The organism is Streptomyces sp. NPDC050145, from assembly GCF_044460245.1.
Taxonomy (GTDB): Bacteria; Actinomycetota; Actinomycetes; order Streptomycetales; family Streptomycetaceae; genus Streptomyces.
On record NZ_JBITJS010000016.1, the window covers coordinates 1 to 17354 of the forward strand.

Here is a 17354-nt window from a genome sequence, read left to right on the forward strand (position 1 = left end):
GTCCGCTACCTCCTGTCGATGCTCCCGCAGAACAACCGCGAGAACCCCCCGACGGTCGCCTCCGACGACCCCGCCGACCGCCGCTCCGAGGTCCTCCTCGACCTCGTCCCGGCCGACGGCAACCGCCCCTACGACATGACCAAGGTCATCGAGGAACTCGTCGACGACGGCGACTACCTCGAGATCCACGAGCGCTGGGCCCGCAACATCATCTGCGCCCTCGCCCGCCTCGACGGCCAGGTCGTCGGCATCGTCGCCAACCAGCCGCAGTCGCTGGCCGGCGTCCTGGACATCGAGGCGAGCGAAAAAGCTGCCCGCTTCGTCCAGATGTGCGACGCTTTCAATATCCCGATCGTGACGCTTCTCGACGTTCCGGGCTTCCTCCCGGGCGTCGACCAGGAGCACGGCGGGATCATCCGGCACGGAGCGAAGCTGCTCTACGCGTACTGCAACGCGACCGTGCCGAGGATCTCGCTCATCCTGCGCAAGGCGTACGGAGGTGCCTACATCGTCATGGACTCCCAGTCCATCGGCGCGGACCTCACCTACGCGTGGCCCACGAACGAGATCGCTGTGATGGGCGCCGAGGGCGCGGCCAACGTGATCTTCCGCCGGCAGATCGCGGACGCCGAGGACCCCGAGGCCATGCGGGCCCGCATGGTCAAGGAGTACAAGTCCGAGCTCATGCACCCCTACTACGCGGCCGAACGCGGACTCGTCGACGACGTCATCGACCCCGCCGAGACCCGCGAGGTCCTCATCAAGTCCCTGGCGATGCTCCGCACCAAGCACGCCGACCTGCCGTCCCGCAAGCACGGCAACCCGCCGCAGTAGCGGCCACCAAACCTTCCGTTCCTTCCCTCCCGAGCTAGGAGACCTGCCGCAATGTCGACTCCTGACATCCGCGTCGAGAAGGGCCATGCCGAGCCCGAGGAGGTCGCGGCCCTGACCGCGATCCTCCTGGCCCGCGCCGCCACGGCCCCCGAGGCCCCGGCCCACCGCGGCCGCACGGACAAGGCCGGCTGGCGCCGCCTGGAGCGCGAGCCCGGCTTCCGCGCCCCGCACAGCTGGCGCTGAGCCCCGCGCAGCACGCACAGCACATACAGAAAGGCCCCGCCTCTCCCAGGAGAGGCGGGGCCTTTCTGTATGTGCGGCGTCATGTACGACGTCGTGCAGGCCGGGTTCCGCTACCGCAGACGCGCCATGAGCGCGTGCTCCACCAGCGTGATCAGGGCCGACTTGGCGTCCGCACGGTGGCGGGCGTCCGTCGTGATGATCGGGGTGTCCGGGCCGATCTGCAGCGCCTCGCGGACCTCTTCCGGGTTGTACGGCTGGTTGCCGTCGAACCCGTTGAGGGCGACCACGAAGGGCAGCCCCGAGTTCTCGAAGTAGTCCACGGCGGGGAAGCAGTCCGCCAGACGGCGGGTGTCGACGAGGACGATGGCGCCGATGGCGCCGCGGACCAGGTCGTCCCACATGAACCAGAAGCGGTCCTGGCCGGGGGTGCCGAACAGGTACAGGATCAGGTCCTGATCCAGGGTGATGCGACCGAAGTCCATGGCGACCGTGGTGGTCGTCTTGTCCCCGGTGTGGGTGAGGTCGTCGATGCCCGCGGACGCGGACGTCATCACGGCCTCGGTGCGCAGAGGGTTGATCTCCGACACGGCGCCGACGAAGGTCGTCTTGCCGACGCCGAACCCGCCGGCCACCACGATCTTCGCGGACGTGGTGGAACGACTTGGAGTTGCCGGCCCTCCGCTAGAGCTTGCGAAGTCCACTGAGCACCCTTTCGAGCAAAGTCACGTCTGGCTGGCCGCCGGCGCTCTCGTCGCCGCCGGGCTGATGGATGGCGACCAGGCCCGCCTCCGCGAGGTCGGCGACGAGAATCCTGGCCACACCGAGAGGGATGGTCAGCAGGGCCGAGATCTCGGCCACCGACTTGATCTCCCGGCACAGGTTGCAGATCCGCTGGTGCTCGGGCAGTTGGCCCTGCAACTGGTGCGGCTGCGCGGTGGTGTGCACCAGCGCCTCGATGGCGAGCTGGTAGCGCGGCCTGGTGCGGCCGCCCGTCATGGCGTACGGACGCACCAGAGGGTTGTTCGCAGCAGGCGCGGGCTTCGCGTCAGGACGCGGCTGCGGCTGCACAGGCTGGATGCGCGGCGTGTGCGGCTGGTCGTAGGGACCGGGCTGCCGCATCGGCCGGGCGTGGCTGGGCGCAGCAGGGAAGTCGTACCGGTTCTGCGAACCGTCGCCGCCCACGCCGGCCTGGCCCTGGGCGGGGCCATAGGGCGGCCAGTTGGCGGACGAACCGCTCGGGGGTGTTGCTGAACCAGACACGTACTCCTCCTCCGACTGCGCTGGGCACCATCACTGTGGAGCCGCGTCCCGAAACCTTACGGCCACGAGGCGCGAAAACGCACCGCTTGACTACTAGTTGAGAAGGCTTCCCTGAAGCTCCGCGCGCAGGTCGGGAGTGAGAACCGAGCCCGCACGGTCGACAAGAAGTGCCATCTCGTACCCAACGAGGCCAATGTCCGCCTCGGGGTGTGCAAGGACGGCGAGAGAAGAACCGTCAGAGATGGACATGATGAACAGGAATCCCCGCTCCATCTCCACAACTGTCTGGTTCACCGCGCCACCCTCGAAGATGCGGGACGCGCCCGCGGTCAACGAGGTCAGACCCGACGCGACGGCCGCCAGCTGGTCGGCACGGTCACGGGGGAACCCTTCGGACATCGCCAGAAGGAGTCCATCGGCGGAGACCACCACCGTGTGGGACACCCCGGGGGTGTTGTCCACGAAGTTGGTGATCAACCAGTTCAGGTTCTGTGCCGCCTGGCTCATCGGGCTCACACTAACGCTCCTGGTTGTAGGTGCTGTCAGGCTCATCGGGTGACCCGCTGACCTGGCCGTTCGTCTTCATCACTGCTGGTACTGCAACTGCCGTCACTGCTGGAAAAACTGTCACTGCTGCTCGCCGCCGCCTTCGCTGCGGCCCCGCTGCACACCACGGCGCAGATTGCTCAGTCTGCCGCGAACGTCCTCGGGGGCGCGGGAGATCTGGGGGCCGCCCTGGGGCGTCGACTCCGCCGTGCCCTCGACCAGGTTGGCCTTGGGCACGCGCCGGGGGAGACCGGACGAGGTGACTCCGCCCGCCTTGGGCTTCTTGAGCTGCTCCGCACGCTCCCACCGCTCGTCGTTGGCCGAGCGCCAGGAGTCGTCGCCGGGAGCGGAGTCCCCGGCCGGGGCCTGCGCGGGCTCCTGGCGCTGGGGGGCGCCGCCCCGGCGCGGGAGACCGGCATCGGTCAGCGCGTGCGGGACGGAGGGGGAGGGCCCGGCCGACAGCGGACCATGCGGCTCGAAGGATACGCTCTCCGGCTCCGCCGCGTCAGTGCTCTGGACGGATTCCGCTTCAGTCGGGTACGCGCTCGGGAAGCCGCCCTGGAAGTCACCCTGATAGGCGTTCTGCGCCTGCCAGTCGGCCTGCGGGGCGGGCTCCTCGTACGGGCTGTACTGCTCCGGAGCGGGTTCCGCATAGCCGCCGTGCGAGCCGTAGTCCGGCACCTGGCCGTTCGGGTCGCCGACCTGCGGGCCCGGTCGGCCCGCCGCGAAACCGTCGTATCCGCCCTGCGTCCGTCCGTCGTAGGCGGGCTGCTGCTCGCCGTAGACGTCCTGACGCTGATCGGCGTAGCCGGAATCCGGGCCCTGGTCGTAGCCGAGCTGCTGATCGGCGTAGGCCGACTGCGGCGCGTACGCGGTGTCGGGCTCCGCCTGCTGCGGGGCGATCTCGTCGCGGAACAGCGGGCGGCCGTCGGGGGAGTGGCCCGTCTCGGGCGTCTGGGACTGCGCCTCGAGCGCCGCGCGGCGCTCCTCGCGCATCAGCGAACGGCCGACCGGGTCGAGCTCACGGGCGTCGTCCGGGACCTCGTAGCGGCTGTCGTCGAAGCCGAGCTCGGCGGCGGTGCGCAGCGGAGCCTTCTCGAAGGCCGGCTGCTGCGGGATCATCGTCGAGACGGTGAACTCGTTCTGGTCGTGCGCCAGCTGACCGCCACCACCGTGGGTGATCCCGTCCGGGAGCATGACCAGCGAGGTGGTGCCGGCCTGCTCGCCCGAGGGGCGCAGCTGGACGCGGATGCCGTGCCGGTCCGACAGGCGGCCGACCACGAAGAGGCCCATGCGGCTGGAGATCGCGGCGTCCACGGTCGGCGGGTTCGCCAGCTTGTGGTTGATGTCCGCGAAGTCCTCGGCGGTGAGGCCGATGCCCTTGTCGTGGATCTCGATCATGACGCGGCCGTCGGGGAGACGGGTCGCGGTGACGCGGACCTTGGTCTGCGGGGAGGAGAACGTCGTCGCGTTCTCCAGGAGCTCGGCGAGCAGGTGCACGAGGTCGGTGACCGCGCGGCCGTGGATCTCGGCCTCCGGGACGCCGGACAGCTCGACACGCTCGTACTGCTCCACCTCGGAGGAGGCGGCGCGCAGCACGTCGACCAGCGGGACCGGCTGGTCCCAGCGGCGGCCGGGCTCCTCGCCGGCGAGGACCAGGAGGTTCTCGCCGTTGCGGCGCATACGGGTCGCCAGGTGGTCCAGGCGGAAGAGGTTCTCCAGCTGGTCCGGGTCGGCCTCGTTGTTCTCCAGGTCGGTGATGAGGGTCAGCTGGCCCTCGATCAGCGACTGGTTGCGGCGCGACAGGTTGGTGAAGATCGCGTTGATGTTGCCGCGGAGCAGGGCCTGCTCGGCGGCGAGCCGGACGGCCTCGCGGTGCACCTGGTCGAAGGCGCGGGCGACCTCGCCGATCTCGTCGCTCGTGTTGATCGGGATGGGCGTGACGCGGGTGTCGACCCGGCCCGGGTCGGTGCGCGAGAGCTGGTCGACCAGCATCGGCAGGCGCTGCTCGGCCACGTCGAAGGCGGCGGTGCGCAGCCGGCGCATCGAGCGCGACATCTGGCGGGCCATGAGACCGGCGAGCACGACGGCGGCGAGGAGCGCGACGACGACGGCGACGCCGATGACGATGGCTTCCTGCTTGGCGTCGTCGGCGATGCCGGACGCCTCGTTCACGGCCTTGTCCGCGAGATCCGACTCGATCGTGCGGTAGGCGTCGAACTTCGCGGTGTTGACCGCCCACCAGTTCTCGGCGGTGATGCCGCCCTGCGCGAGCGCGAGGCGGGCCGCGGGCTGGGTGCTGGGCATCGCGACGATGCCGGCCACCATCTCGGTGGGGTCGGCCGGCGGCGCCACGTAGGAGGGGTCCTTGGCCTTGGCCGCGGCCACCTGCTTGGCGCCGTCCGTCTTCAGCTGCTTCTGGGCCTGCTCGAGCTTGGCCAGGTCCTCGGGGGTGCCACCGCCCTTGTACTCCTCGATGGCGATGCCCTCGAGGTAGGCGTAGCTGCCGAGCGCGGTGCGCTGCTTGGCGAAGCTCTCCCGGGTCGGGCCGGGCTTCACGAGCAGGTGCATGCCGATGGAGCGCTCGAGCGAGAGCGCCGCCTTGGACAGCGAGATCGCGTAGACCGTGCGGCCGTAGCTCGTGATGTTTCCGGTGCCCAGACCGAGCTCGTTGGCGAACTCCATCAGCGGGTGCTGGATCTGGACGTAGCCCTCCTCGGTCATCACACCGGGAAGCTTGGAGGTGTACGCCGCGGCACGCAGCTTGTCCAGGCCGCCCTCGACCTTGTTGAACTGCTCCAGCCGGCGCTGGAGACCGGCCGTCTGCGGCATGTTCTGCGCGGCGGCGCGGAAGGCCGAGGCGGCACGGTCGGTCGCCTCGCGGGACTCGACGACCTTGGGGTCGTCCTTCTTGCCCTGGAGCAGCGGCGCGGCCGTGATGTCGCGCTCCTCGATGAGGAGGTTGCCGTAGGTCAGGGACGCCTGCACGAGCCGGGCCGTGTTCTCGGCGTCCTGGGCCTCGTGCCAGGTGTCGATGGAGTTCTTCACCTGGAAGCCGCCCATGACCAGACCCACGATCACGGGTATGAGCAGGATCGCGTTCAGCTTCGTGGGCACGCGCCAGTTGCGCGGCGACATCCGTCCGCCCGACGGTGCCGGCGCCGCGGCCTCGGCCACCGGTGCGGCCTCGGCCGCTGTGCGCGGCGGCGGGGTGAAGTTGCCCCGCGCCGAAGCCGGCTCGGGACTGTTCTTGCTTCGCCTCACTCGACCAACAACCTCTCGGCGGTCGGCACCTACACGTGCCGCTGTGTGTCTCCAGGCCCGTTCTTACTGGGCAGTTCAGCGCATTCCAGCACGTCAGGAGGCGCACTTCCAAACAGTCGGAACCGGAAGCTCCAGGACGCCGTCCCCCCAGATAAAACGGGCATAAAGAACGAGCCCCGCCAAAAGGCGGGGCTCTTGTGAGCACAGTGGAACCAGGTGTGCGCGACCCGTGTCGGTGCCCGTGGAATTCTCTGTCGAAACGTTATGAACACAGGGGCCCCGCGTGTCAAAGGCCACACGGACCTACGCGGGGCCTCTGACAACTACCGTACGGATCTTGTCACTTGGCAGCCGACTTGAGACCGTTTCCCGTCACTTCAGGCGGGCCATCAGGGCGTGCTCCACCAGCGTGATCAGGCCGCTCTTTGCATCCGCACGGTGCCGGGCGTCCGTCGTGATGATCGGGGTGTCCGGGCCGATCTGCAGCGCCTCGCGGACCTCTTCCGGGTTGTACGGCTGGTGCCCGTCGAACCCGTTGAGGGCGACCACGAACGGCAGGCCCGAGTTCTCGAAGTAGTCCACGGCCGGGAAACAGTCCGCGAGCCGGCGGGTGTCGACGAGGACGATGGCGCCGATGGCGCCGCGCACCAGGTCGTCCCACATGAACCAGAAGCGGTCCTGGCCGGGGGTGCCGAACAGGTACAGGATCAGGTCCTGGTCGAGCGTGATGCGACCGAAGTCCATGGCGACCGTGGTGGTCGTCTTGTCCCCGGTGTGGGTGAGGTCGTCGATGCCCGCGGACGCGGACGTCATCACGGCCTCGGTGCGCAGCGGGTTGATCTCGGAGACGGCACCCACGAACGTGGTCTTGCCGACGCCGAAGCCGCCGGCCACCACGATCTTGGCCGAGGTGGTCGACCGGGGAGCCCCGGTCGCGCCGTCAGAGCTTGCGAAGTCCACTGAGCACCCTTTCGAGCAGAGTCACGTCCGGCGCACCGCCGTTGTTCTCGTCGCCACCCGGCTGGTGGATGGCGACGAGGCCGGCCTCCGCGAGGTCCGCGACGAGGATCCGGGCCACACCGAGAGGCATCGAGAGCAGCGCCGAGACCTCGGCGACCGACTTCACCTCGCGGCACAGGTGGCAGATGCGCTGGTGCTCCGGGAGCAGCGTCTGCAGCGCCGCCGGGTCGGCGGTCGTCGACACGAGCGCCTCTATCGCGAGCTGGTAGCGCGGCCGGGTCCGGCCGCCGGTCATCGCATAGGGACGGACCAGCGGCTGGTCGCCCTCATGACCGTAACTGTCGGCAGCGGCGCTGCCGTACGGATCGTGAGGAGCGGTGGGCGGGGTCATGGATCCTCCGGGCGGGACGGCGGGCCGGGGGCCTGCCGTCTGAGGGTGGGCCGGTGGGGGGATTGTGTGACGGCCGGACGTGGGTCGGAAGGGGATTGGGTGTTCGCTCTGGATTTTGGGGCGGGTGGTGCGCCAGACTTCTGATGTGGCCGGGGTTACCGGCCGTCACCCCCGTCAGTGCAGCAGGCTGCCCTGCAGCTCCGCGCGCAGGTCCGGGGTGAGCACGGCGCCCGCCCGGTCGACGAGCAGCGCCATCTCGTAGCCGACGAGGCCGATGTCGCACTCGGGGTGCGCGAGCACGGCCAGGGACGAGCCGTCGGAGACGGACATGAGGAAGAGAAAACCGCGCTCCATCTCCACGACCGTCTGATTCACCGGCCCGCCCTCGAAGATGCGGGACGCACCGGCCGTGAGCGAGGTGAGCCCCGACGCCACGGCCGCCAACTGGTCCGCGCGATCGCGCGGGAACCCCTCGGACATCGCGAGCAGCAGACCGTCCGCGGACACCACCACCGTGTGCGAGACACCCGGGGTGTTGTCCACGAAGTTGGTGATCAACCAGTTCAGGTTCTGTGCCGCCTGGCTCATCTGACTCAACTAACGCTCCTGCTGGTGAGTGGGGCGGGGGTAGCTGCCCGTCTGACCGGTGCCGTTCGCCTGCCGGCCCTGCTGGATGCCCCGACGGAGATTGGTCAGGCGCCCCCGCACGTCGTCGGGCGCGCGGGAGACCTGGGGACCGGCCTGGGTCTGCTGCTGCTCCTGAGCCGTGCCCGCCACGAGGTTCGCCCGGGGGACACGACGGGGCAGGCCCGAGACGGTGACACCGCCGGCCGCGGGCTTGCGCACCCGCTCGGCCTGACGCATCAGCTCGTCGTTCGGGGACTGCCGCCAGGACGCGGGGTCCTGGCCGGGGTCGGCGGCCGTCGCCGGGCGCGAGGGCGCGGCGGCGGGAGTCTGCGGACGCTGCGGCTGGAACGGCGACTGCTGCGGCGACTGCTGCTGCGGAGCCTCCGCCGGACGCGGGGCACCACGCTGCGGCAGGTCCTGCTGCAGCGGCTGCTGGGGCTGCTGGGGCCGGCGCGGAGCCTGCTCCTGCTGGCCCTGGCGCCAGTTCGTCTCCAGCGTGTCGAACAGCGGCGTCCGGTTGTCGACCGGGCCGTTGGACGGCGGCAGGTACTCGTCCTGCGCGGGCTGCGCCGGGATGCCCTGCTGCTGCGGCGGGATCGGGCGCTCGAACTGACCGGTGGACGACGGGTCGTGGTAGCCGTTCGTCTGCGGCGCCGGACCGTTCGGTACGCCCCCGTAGACGTCGGGGCGAGCGAAGGCACCGGTGTCCTGGACCGGAGCCGGCCGCGGAGCGTCGAAGTCGGGACGGGCGAACTCGGCCGTGGCACCCGGGCCCTGCCGGTCGTCGCGCACCGGCGGGAACTGGGTCGTGGAGTCCGGCTCGTCGTGGCCGCGCGGGGCGTCGAGGTGCGGCTGCGCGTTCTCGTCGCTCCAACTGGGCACGCGCGGCTGCGGGTTGCCGCCCGGCAGCTCGGCACGCGGACCGCCACGCGGCGGCAGCACCGGCCGGCCGCCCTGCGGCTGCTGCGCGGCCGGCCCGTTCGGGTCGGCGTGGGTGCGCTGCTGCGGCGGGACCGGACCCCGCATCCCGGAGTCGAACAGGCTGCCCGTGGCGGACGGACCGGACGGACCCTGCGGGTTCTGCGGGTTCTGGGCGCGCGCGGGCTGCGGGGCCTGCGGGCGCTGCGGCGCCTGGGAGCGCTGGGGTATCTGGGGGTGCTGAGGGTTCTGCTGCCCCTGCGGCAGCCCCTGCTGCCCGTTCTGCTGCGGAGCCTGCGGGTACTGCTGACCCTGCGGGTTCTGCTGACCCTGCTGGCCCTGCGCGTTCTGCTGAGCCTGCGGGTTCTGCGGGCCCGCGGGACCGCCGTCCCGGCTGGGCAGCGCCGCACGCGGGCCACCGGCACCGGCGCCGACCTGCGGACGCGTCGCCGACGGACCGGCACCGAGCCGGCTCGCCGCGCCGCCTCCCGCGGCACCGCCCTGCACACCACGACGCGCGGCGGCGACACCGGCCGCGGCCTGCGCGGCGGCCGGACCGCCGGACTGGCCGGGAACCGGCTTGCCGGGCGCCTTCTTGCCACCCTGCGCGACATCGACGGGCAGCATGACCAGCGCGGTCGTACCACCGGAGTCGGAGGGGCGGAGCTGGATGCGGATGCCGTGACGCTGCGACAGACGACCGACCACGAACAGACCCATGCGGCGCGACACCGAGACGTCCACGGTGGGCGGCGACGCGAGCCGCTCGTTGATCGCCGCCAGGTCCTCCGGCGACAGACCGATACCGGTGTCGTGGATCTCGATCAGCACACGGCCGTCGGGCAGCGCGTGACCGGTGACCTTGACCTTGGTCTGCGGCGAGGAGAACGAGGTCGCGTTCTCGAGCAGCTCGGCGAGCAGGTGCACGAGGTCGTTGACGACGCGGCCGGCGACATCCGTGGCGGGCACGGCGGCCAGCTCGATGCGCTCGTACTGCTCCACCTCGGACGCCGCGGCACGCAGCACGTCGACGAGCGGCACGGGCCGCGTCCAGCGACGACCGGGCTCCTCACCGGCGAGGACGAGGAGGTTCTCACCGTTACGACGCATGCGGGTCGCGAGGTGGTCGAGCTTGAACAGCGAGGACAGCTGGTCCGGGTCGGCCTCACGGGACTCGAGCTCGGAGATCAGCGACAGCTGACGCTGGATGAGGCCCTGCGAGCGGCGCGAGAGGTTGGTGAACATCGCGTTGACGTTGCCCCGCAGAAGGGCCTGCTCGGCGGCGAGACGGACCGCCTCGCGGTGCACCTCGTCGAACGCCGCGGCCACCTTGCCGATCTCGTCGCGCGAGTGCACACCGACCGACTCCACGGACGTGTCGACGTCCTGCGGGTCGGACTCGGAGAGCTCCTTGACGAGCTCGGGCAGACGGTCCTGGGCGACCTTGGTCGCCGTGTCCTGCAGCCGGCGCAGCGAGCGGATCATGGACCGCGCCACGACGAACGCGCCGACGAGCGAGACGCCGAGCACGAGGAGGATCAGCGCACCGTTGACGATCGCGGAACGCTCGGACTGGTTGCGCAGCTCGCGGGCCTGCTGCTCCATCTCGTTGAGCAGCGTCAGCTCGATGCTGGACATCTGCTGGATGCGGGAGCTGTCGGCGTCGACCCAGTCGCGGTAGGAGCGCTTGTCCTGGGTGCGCAGACCGTTGCGGTCGCGCAGCACGCGCTCGGCGTAGCTGTCGGCGGCCTTGATGGTCGCGTTGTTCTCGTCGAGCGGCTTGAGCAGCTCCTCGGCGGACACGTTGCCGTAGACGCTTTTGAACGAGTCGAGCTGCGAGTCCTGGTTCTCCTGCGCGGCCTTGGCGTACTGCCGGTCCGTCTCGGAGAGCGAGCCGTAGCTCTTGCCGTTGGGCGGCAGCGCGGCGGCGATGATGGCCCGCTGCTCGGAGGCGTACTCCTTGGCGGACGAGAAGGCCGCCAGCGCGCGCGTGCGCTGGATCATCTCGGGGCTGCTGGTCGCCTGCGCCATGTCGGTCGACAGGGAGAGCAGCTGGTTGATGATGCGCGAGTACGCCTCGACGGTCTGCGAGGAGTTCTTCGGGTTCTTGTACGCGTCCTGGCGGATCTCGTTCAGGCCGATGAGGTCACGGGCGATCTGCACGGCGTGCTCGCGCACACCGTTGAGGCTGCCGGCGCCGCCGTCGCTCTCGATGTCCGTCGTGCTCTGCAGGAACGTGTCCCGGGCGCGCTTGGTCTTCTCGCGTGCGGCCTTGATGTTGAAGTCTTCGTTCGCGTTCGCGCCGTTGGCCAGCGGACCCGCGGACTGGTCGCGCTCCTCCTGGAGCGCAGAGGCCAGGTCGGTGGCCTGCTTCGTCATCTCGGTGAGCAGCTTCATGTTGTCGAGCTGCTCGATGTCCCCGAGGGACTCGGCGATACGGAGCGCGCCCAGCGAGGTCGCGGCGACCACGGGGAGGGCGAGCAGCGACACCAGTCGCGTCGAGATGCGCCAGTTGCGCAGGGCCATGCGCGAGCCGGGACCCGTGGGGCCCTTCGACTTCACGGACGGCGCGGCGGGCGCGGTCGGGCCCTCGGACATGCCGGGGCGCCCGTCGCGCTCCGGGCCGTCGACGGACGCGGTGCGCCCCGGGTTCTGGGCGTGCGGGGGCTGGGAACCGCCGGCTATCGGGCCGGTCCCGCCGCGCGGCTCCGGCTCCGCCGCAGCGCTGCCATCCCTGTTCTTACGTCCCTGCACTAGCGTCGCAACCTCTGGACCAGGCGCCCGTCCGCTGAAGCGGACAAGGCGGTGTCGGCGTAGTTCGAGGGGCGACCTGAAACGCCCCCCTGTGGTCGTGAGTGACCGGCGCTGGCTCCCCCTTCCCGCCGCTGCTCGGCGCTGAAGCGCGCCCCCGTGCGCCGGTTCGATACCCGCGGCGGTCCCGGGAATTCCAGCACAGTGCAGGATCTCCAACAAGGGCAACGGGATCTGGCACATCTTCCGTGACACCAAGTGAAGAGAGGGTTACGAGGTGTGGAAGATGATCTAGGTAAAACCGGACGATCAGGGACGTTGTACGTAGGGGCGGGGGGTGTCCCAGTCGCCATGATCGGGAGCGGAATGGCGGCTTCAGATACGGAATGTCCGCTTCTTCGGGCCCGGTTGGCCGCCTGAAAAATCCCATTTGGCCACCCCCTCGTGAGCAAACTCACACAAGGACGATCACAACTTCCCGGCTTTCGACGGGAATCAGATGTTTAGCCTGAACGCTTTGCAGGGATGGCCCATCCGACGACCGAAGGTTCCTGAGCACTCTCATGAAGACGACGACGATGTTCCACAAGATCGCCAACCCGCGCCGCACCACCCTGGCGCACCTCGAGGACGCCGGCGACCTCCAGACCGCCCCCGCCCTTCCGGAACACTCGGTCGACCTCCCCACGAACACGGCCAACCCGAAGCGCACGATCCTCATGGTCGCCCCCGAGGTCGTCCCGGCTGCCTGAGGCCGCCCGGCCTGTCAACCCCCGAAGCGATAGCCTGGAGCCCGGTCGACCCAATCCCGGGCCCATCGCAGAACGTGACAAAGGGGCGCAGCCACCCGTGCGGATCGCCAGATTCTCCATCGACGGAAACGTCGCCTTCGGCGCGGTCGAGGGCGACAAGCCCGACGAGCTGGTGCTCGACATCATCAAGGGCATCCCGTTCGCCGACTTCGAGCTGAGCGGCACCAAGGTCCCGGTCAGCAAGGTCCGCCTGCTGCCCCCCGTGCTCCCGAACAAGGTCATCGCCTTCGGCCGCAACTACGCGGAGCACGCGAAGGAGCTGGGCAACGAGGTCCCGGACGCCCCCTTCGCCTTCTTCAAGCCCTCGACCTCCGTCATCGGCCCCGGCGACGCCATCCAGTACCCCTCCTTCTCCGAGGAACTGCACCACGAGGCCGAGCTCGCCGTCGTCATCGGCCGCATGTGTCGCGAGGTCCCGCGCGAGCGCGCGAACGACGTGATCCTCGGCTACACCGCGGCCAACGACGTGACCGCCCGCGACGTGCAGAAGCGCGAGAAGCAGTGGGCCCGCGCCAAGGGCTTCGACACGTCCTGCCCCCTCGGCCCCTGGATCGAGACGGACCTGGACCTCAAGGCCGCCTCCGACCTCACCATCCAGTGCACGGTCAACGGCGCACAGCGCCAGCTCGGCCGGACGTCGGACATGATCACGCCCATCGCGGACCTGATCGCGAACATCTCCGAGGCGATGACCCTCCTCCCGGGCGACGTCATCCTCACGGGCACCCCGGAAGGGGTCGGCCCCCTCAACGTCGGCGACGAAGTCGCCGTCACCATCGAAGGCATCGGCACTCTCACCAACAAGGTTGTCAAGCGTGGCTAGCGCACCTGTACGCGTCCGTTTCTGCCCCTCGCCCACCGGTAACCCCCACGTGGGCCTGGTCCGCACCGCCCTGTTCAACTGGGCCTTCGCGCGCCACAACCAGGGCACTCTCGTCTTCCGCATCGAGGACACCGACGCGGCCCGCGACAGCGAGGAGTCGTACAACCAGCTCCTCGACGCGATGCGCTGGCTCGGCTTCGACTGGGACGAGGGCCCCGAGGTCGGCGGCCCGCACGCGCCGTACCGGCAGTCGCAGCGCATGGACATCTACAAGGACGTCGCCGACAAGCTGGTCGCCGCCGGCAAGGCGTACCCCTGCTACTGCTCCACCGAGGAGCTCGACGAGCGCCGCGACGCCGCCCGCGCCGCCGGCAAGCCGTCCGGCTACGACGGCCACTGCCGCGAGCTGACCGCCGAGCAGAAGGCCGCCTACGAGGCGGAGGGCCGCAAGCCGATCATCCGCTTCCGGATGCCTGACCGCACCATCACGTTCACCGACCTGGTCCGCGGCGACATCACCTACGAGCCCGAGAACGTGCCGGACTACGGCATCGTCCGGGCCAACGGCGCCCCGCTCTACACGCTCGTCAACCCGGTCGACGACGCCCTCATGGAGATCACCCACGTCCTGCGCGGCGAGGACCTGCTGTCCTCCACCCCGCGCCAGATCGCGCTCTACGACGCGCTCAAGGACCTGGGCATCGCCAAGGCCACCCCCGAGTTCGGCCACCTCCCGTACGTCATGGGCGAGGGCAACAAGAAGCTCTCCAAGCGCGACCCGCAGTCCTCGCTCAACCTGTACCGCGAGCGCGGCTTCCTGCCCGAGGGCCTGCTCAACTACCTGTCGCTGCTCGGCTGGTCGCTCTCGGCCGACCGCGACATCTTCTCGATCGAGGAGATGGTGGCCGCGTTCGACGTCAAGGACGTCCAGCCGAACCCGGCCCGCTTCGACCTCAAGAAGTGCGAGTCGATCAACGGCGACCACATCCGCCTGCTCGACCCCAAGGAGTTCGCGGCCCGCTGCGAGCCCTGGCTGAAGGCCCCCGTCGCCCCGTGGGCGCCGGAGGACTTCGACGAGGCGAAGTGGCAGGCCGTCGCGCCGCACGCGCAGACCCGCCTCAAGGTCCTGTCCGAGATCACGGACAACGTGGACTTCCTCTTCCTGCCCGAGCCCGTCTTCGACGAGCCGAGCTGGACGAAGGCCATGAAGGAGGGCTCCGACGCCCTGCTGACGACGGCCCGCGAGAAGCTCGAGGCCGCCGACTGGACCTCCCCGGAGTCCCTCAAGGAGGCCGTCCTGGCCGCCGGCGAGGCCCACGGCCTCAAGCTCGGCAAGGCCCAGGCCCCGGTCCGCGTCGCCGTCACCGGCCGCACGATCGGCCTGCCCCTCTTCGAGTCCCTGGAGATCCTGGGCAAGGAGAAGTCGCTGGCCCGCATCGACGCCGCCCTGGCGAAGCTCGCCGCGTGACCTCCGTCATGTGACGCACCTCGCGTGCGGCGTGAAGGCCGGAACCCCCGAGGGTTTCGGCCTTCACCCGTTTCCGGACCGACGAGCGCCCCGACGACGTACGGTCGACCCATGCCGATCAGAGCCGTGGTCTGGGACATCGACGACACGATCTTCGACTACGCGGGAGCCGACACCGCCGGCATGCGCGCCCACCTCACCGCGGAGGGCCGGCTCGGCGCCTTCGGCACCGTGGAACGGGCGCTGGAGCGCTGGCGGGAGCTGACCCGGGCGCACTGGGCCCGCTTCGAGGCGGGCGTCACGGACTGGGAGGGCCAGCGCAGGGACCGCGTACGAGGCTTCGTGGACCCCTCGCTGGACGACGAGGCGGCCGACGCCTGGTTCCGGCGCTACATCGCCCACTACGAGGCGGCCTGGGCGCTGTTCCCCGACACGGTGCCCGCCCTGGACGCGCTCGCGGGCGGCTACCGGCACGCGGTGCTCTCCAACTCCTCCCTGCACAACCAGGAGCGGAAGCTGCGCGTCCTCGGGGTGCGCGACCGCTTCGAGGCCGTCGTCTGCGCCGCCGAACTGGGCGTCGCCAAGCCCGAGGCCGCCGCCTTCCACGCGGTCTGCGCCGAGCTGTCCCTCGCCCCGCACGAGGTCGCGTACGTCGGTGACCAGCCGGACACGGACGCGCGGGGCGCCGTGGAGGCGGGCCTGACGGGCATCTGGCTGGACCGCTCGGAGCGGGGCGGCCGACCCGAACTCACCCGCATCACAGGCCTCGATCAGCTGCCCGCGCTGCTGGCGGGCGATACCCGTTTTGGAGCGCCGGACACCTTCGGGTAATGTTCTTCCTGCGCCGAGGGGAACGGGCCGAAAGGCCGAAACCCGGAAGCGCAAGCCAAGCAAGATCCCCCCGGGGATTGTGGTTTGGTGGCCTATGGTGTAATTGGCAGCACGACGGTTTCTGGTTCCGTTAGTCTAGGTTCGAGTCCTGGTAGGCCAGCTCGCAGAGCTCATCTGCAACCGTGGATTCCAGATCCACAAAGCCCCCGTTGTGTAGCGGCCTAGCACGCTGCCCTCTCAAGGCAGTAGCGCCGGTTCGAATCCGGTCGGGGGTACAGATCCTTCTCGTGAGGACGGTATGGGTAGCTCCCGCCGACCTTGATGCCAGGATCGCTAGGGCCCCCGTTGTGTAGCGGCCTAGCACGCCGCCCTCTCAAGGCGGTAGCGCCGGTTCGAATCCGGTCGGGGGTACTGGTCTAGACCTGATTGGTCTATACCGCCATGGCCTATGGTGTAATTGGCAACACTACGGTTTCTGGTACCGTCATTCTAGGTTCGAGTCCTGGTAGGCCAGCTCGCAGAGCTTATCTGCAACCGCGGATCTCGCATCCGCAAGGCCCCCGTTGTGTAGCGGCCTAGCACGCCGCCCTCTCAAGGCGGTAGCGCCGGTTCGAATCCGGTCGGGGGTACGCGAAAGATCAGAGGCCCTTCCCGATACGTCGGGAAGGGCCTCTCCTCGTTCCTCCGAGTGCGGTGAGGCCCGTACAACTCCGGCCGGTCGCTGCGGCGTTGAAGCGACCGGCCGGGGAACGGGCGGAAAGACGGAGCAGGTTGTGGATCGGCCGGAGCGGGCGCGTCAGCCGGAGCGGCGCAGGGCCTCGGAGAGGCGGCCCGCGGCGTCGATCACGGCCTGGGCGTGCATCCGGCCCGGGTGGCGGGTCAGGCGCTCGATGGGGCCGGAGACCGACACGGCGGCCACGACACGGTTGGAGGGGCCGCGTACGGGCGCGGAGACGGACGCGACGCCCGGCTCCCGCTCACCGATCGACTGGGCCCAGCCGCGGCGCCTGACGCCCGACAGGGCCGTCGCCGTGAAGCGGGCGCCCTGCAGGCCACGGTGCAGGCGCTCCGGCTCCTCCCAGGCCATCAGGATCTGGGCGGAGGAGCCCGCCTTCATGGTGAGCGTCGAACCGACCGGGACCGTGTCCCTGAGGCCGGACAGACGCTCCGCCGCGGCGACGCAGATGCGCATGTCGCCCTGGCGGCGGTAGAGCTGCGCGCTCTCGCCCGTGACGTCCCGCAGGTGCGTCAGGACGGGGCCCGCGGTCGCGAGCAGGCGGTCCTCGCCGGCCGCCGCCGCGAGCTCCGACAGGCGCGGGCCGAGAATGAATCGACCCTGCATGTCACGCGCCACCATGCGGTGGTGCTCCAGGGCCACCGCCAGGCGGTGGGCCGTCGGTCTTGCCAGTCCGGTGGCCGCGACGAGCCCAGCAAGGGTCGCGGGTCCGGACTCCAGGGCGCTGAGGACAAGGGCTGCCTTGTCCAGAACGCCGACGCCGCTACTGTTGTCCATGCGTCGATACTCCCGTCTCACTCTGTGAAACGCAAGTTCAATTTTCCGTGGAACTTGCCACTCTGGATCTCACACCGGCCCCGCGGGACAGAACGGGGCCCGGCCGTCGGCGT

The 17354-nt window shown here is 70.0% G+C and carries 15 protein-coding genes and 5 tRNA genes; 11 read left to right on the forward strand and 9 right to left on the reverse strand.

What is annotated here, in order from left to right; genetic code table 11:
• Positions 1–834 (forward strand): acyl-CoA carboxylase subunit beta (locus ACIBTU_RS28765; RefSeq protein ID WP_399129438.1); only part of this gene is annotated, 834 nt, incomplete at its 5' end.
• A gap of 51 nt (positions 835–885) precedes the next feature.
• Entirely contained in the window at positions 886–1077 is a 192-nt protein-coding gene (locus ACIBTU_RS28770) for an acyl-CoA carboxylase subunit epsilon (protein ID WP_399129439.1), read from the forward strand.
• A 110-nt stretch (positions 1078–1187) separates the two neighbouring features.
• On the opposite strand, the gene ACIBTU_RS28775 is transcribed toward ACIBTU_RS28770, so the two are convergent.
• From ACIBTU_RS28775 to ACIBTU_RS28810, 8 genes are all read right to left on the reverse strand, one after another.
• Positions 1188–1778: a GTP-binding protein gene (locus ACIBTU_RS28775; RefSeq protein WP_399129440.1), complete on the reverse strand. Its 591-nt coding sequence runs from the start codon at positions 1776–1778 to the stop codon at positions 1188–1190.
• A complete protein-coding gene (locus ACIBTU_RS28780) occupies positions 1759–2337 on the reverse strand; it encodes a DUF742 domain-containing protein (RefSeq protein ID WP_399129441.1) in 579 nt (192 codons plus the stop codon). The genes ACIBTU_RS28775 and ACIBTU_RS28780 overlap by 20 nt, the downstream gene beginning before the upstream one ends.
• Positions 2338–2430: 93 nt before the next feature.
• Positions 2431–2844, reverse strand: coding sequence for a roadblock/LC7 domain-containing protein (locus ACIBTU_RS28785; protein ID WP_005311461.1), 414 nt, complete (start codon positions 2842–2844; stop codon positions 2431–2433).
• A 120-nt stretch (positions 2845–2964) separates the two neighbouring features.
• Entirely contained in the window at positions 2965–6147 is a 3183-nt protein-coding gene (locus ACIBTU_RS28790) for a nitrate- and nitrite sensing domain-containing protein (protein ID WP_399129442.1), read from the reverse strand.
• A gap of 372 nt (positions 6148–6519) precedes the next feature.
• Positions 6520–7107, reverse strand: a complete 588-nt coding sequence (locus ACIBTU_RS28795; RefSeq protein ID WP_399129443.1) for a GTP-binding protein — start codon at positions 7105–7107, stop codon at positions 6520–6522.
• Positions 7088–7498: a DUF742 domain-containing protein gene (locus ACIBTU_RS28800; RefSeq protein WP_384628305.1), complete on the reverse strand. Its 411-nt coding sequence runs from the start codon at positions 7496–7498 to the stop codon at positions 7088–7090. The genes ACIBTU_RS28795 and ACIBTU_RS28800 overlap by 20 nt, the downstream gene beginning before the upstream one ends.
• A gap of 174 nt (positions 7499–7672) precedes the next feature.
• Entirely contained in the window at positions 7673–8086 is a 414-nt protein-coding gene (locus ACIBTU_RS28805) for a roadblock/LC7 domain-containing protein (protein WP_207827120.1), read from the reverse strand.
• A 9-nt stretch (positions 8087–8095) separates the two neighbouring features.
• On the reverse strand, positions 8096–11797 hold the full coding sequence (locus tag ACIBTU_RS28810; RefSeq protein WP_399129445.1) for a nitrate- and nitrite sensing domain-containing protein: 3702 nt from the start codon (positions 11795–11797) through the stop codon (positions 8096–8098).
• 560 nt (positions 11798–12357) lie between these two features.
• Here ACIBTU_RS28810 and ACIBTU_RS28815 point away from each other — a divergent pair.
• The 9 genes from ACIBTU_RS28815 (at position 12358) to ACIBTU_RS28855 (ending at position 16357) form a co-directional block, all read left to right on the forward strand.
• Positions 12358–12546 (forward strand): hypothetical protein, encoded by a 189-nt coding sequence (locus ACIBTU_RS28815; protein WP_399129446.1) that lies wholly within the window; start codon positions 12358–12360, stop codon positions 12544–12546.
• A 97-nt stretch (positions 12547–12643) separates the two neighbouring features.
• Entirely contained in the window at positions 12644–13429 is a 786-nt protein-coding gene (locus ACIBTU_RS28820; protein ID WP_399129447.1) for a fumarylacetoacetate hydrolase family protein, read from the forward strand.
• Positions 13413–14897, forward strand: a complete 1485-nt coding sequence (gene gltX, locus ACIBTU_RS28825) for a glutamate--tRNA ligase (RefSeq protein ID WP_399129449.1) — start codon at positions 13413–13415, stop codon at positions 14895–14897. The genes ACIBTU_RS28820 and gltX overlap by 17 nt, the downstream gene beginning before the upstream one ends.
• A 111-nt stretch (positions 14898–15008) precedes the next feature.
• The gene (locus ACIBTU_RS28830) at positions 15009–15728 is read left to right on the forward strand and encodes an HAD family hydrolase (protein ID WP_399129450.1); all 720 of its coding nucleotides are present in this window, start codon (positions 15009–15011) and stop codon (positions 15726–15728) included.
• Positions 15729–15816: 88 nt separating this feature from the next.
• Positions 15817–15888 (forward strand) — tRNA-Gln (locus ACIBTU_RS28835).
• A gap of 42 nt (positions 15889–15930) precedes the next feature.
• A tRNA-Glu gene (locus ACIBTU_RS28840) sits at positions 15931–16003 on the forward strand.
• 63 nt (positions 16004–16066) lie between these two features.
• Positions 16067–16139 (forward strand) — tRNA-Glu (locus ACIBTU_RS28845).
• A 31-nt stretch (positions 16140–16170) separates the two neighbouring features.
• Positions 16171–16242: transfer RNA gene (locus ACIBTU_RS28850), tRNA-Gln, on the forward strand.
• Positions 16243–16284: 42 nt separating this feature from the next.
• Positions 16285–16357 (forward strand) — tRNA-Glu (locus ACIBTU_RS28855).
• Positions 16358–16524: 167 nt separating this feature from the next.
• Here ACIBTU_RS28855 and ndgR read toward each other — a convergent pair.
• Positions 16525–17241, reverse strand: a complete 717-nt coding sequence (ndgR, locus tag ACIBTU_RS28860) for an IclR family transcriptional regulator NdgR (RefSeq protein ID WP_187742582.1) — start codon at positions 17239–17241, stop codon at positions 16525–16527.
• Between the last annotated feature and the right edge of the window lie 113 nt (positions 17242–17354).

What these genes read in the sequence shown, in the direction of transcription:
- ACIBTU_RS28770 (WP_399129439.1), top strand. Translation starts at nt 886, where the DNA reads ATGTCGACTCCTGACATCCGCGTCGAGAAGGGCCATGCCGAGCCCGAG.
- ACIBTU_RS28785 (WP_005311461.1), bottom strand. Translation starts at nt 2,844, where the DNA reads ATGAGCCAGGCGGCACAGAACCTGAACTGGTTGATCACCAACTTCGTG.
- ACIBTU_RS28800 (WP_384628305.1), bottom strand. Translation starts at nt 7,498, where the DNA reads ATGACCCCGCCCACCGCTCCTCACGATCCGTACGGCAGCGCCGCTGCC.
- ACIBTU_RS28805 (WP_207827120.1), bottom strand. Translation starts at nt 8,086, where the DNA reads ATGAGCCAGGCGGCACAGAACCTGAACTGGTTGATCACCAACTTCGTG.
- ACIBTU_RS28815 (WP_399129446.1), top strand. Translation starts at nt 12,358, where the DNA reads ATGAAGACGACGACGATGTTCCACAAGATCGCCAACCCGCGCCGCACC.
- ACIBTU_RS28830 (WP_399129450.1), top strand. Translation starts at nt 15,009, where the DNA reads ATGCCGATCAGAGCCGTGGTCTGGGACATCGACGACACGATCTTCGAC.
- ndgR (WP_187742582.1), bottom strand. Translation starts at nt 17,241, where the DNA reads ATGGACAACAGTAGCGGCGTCGGCGTTCTGGACAAGGCAGCCCTTGTC.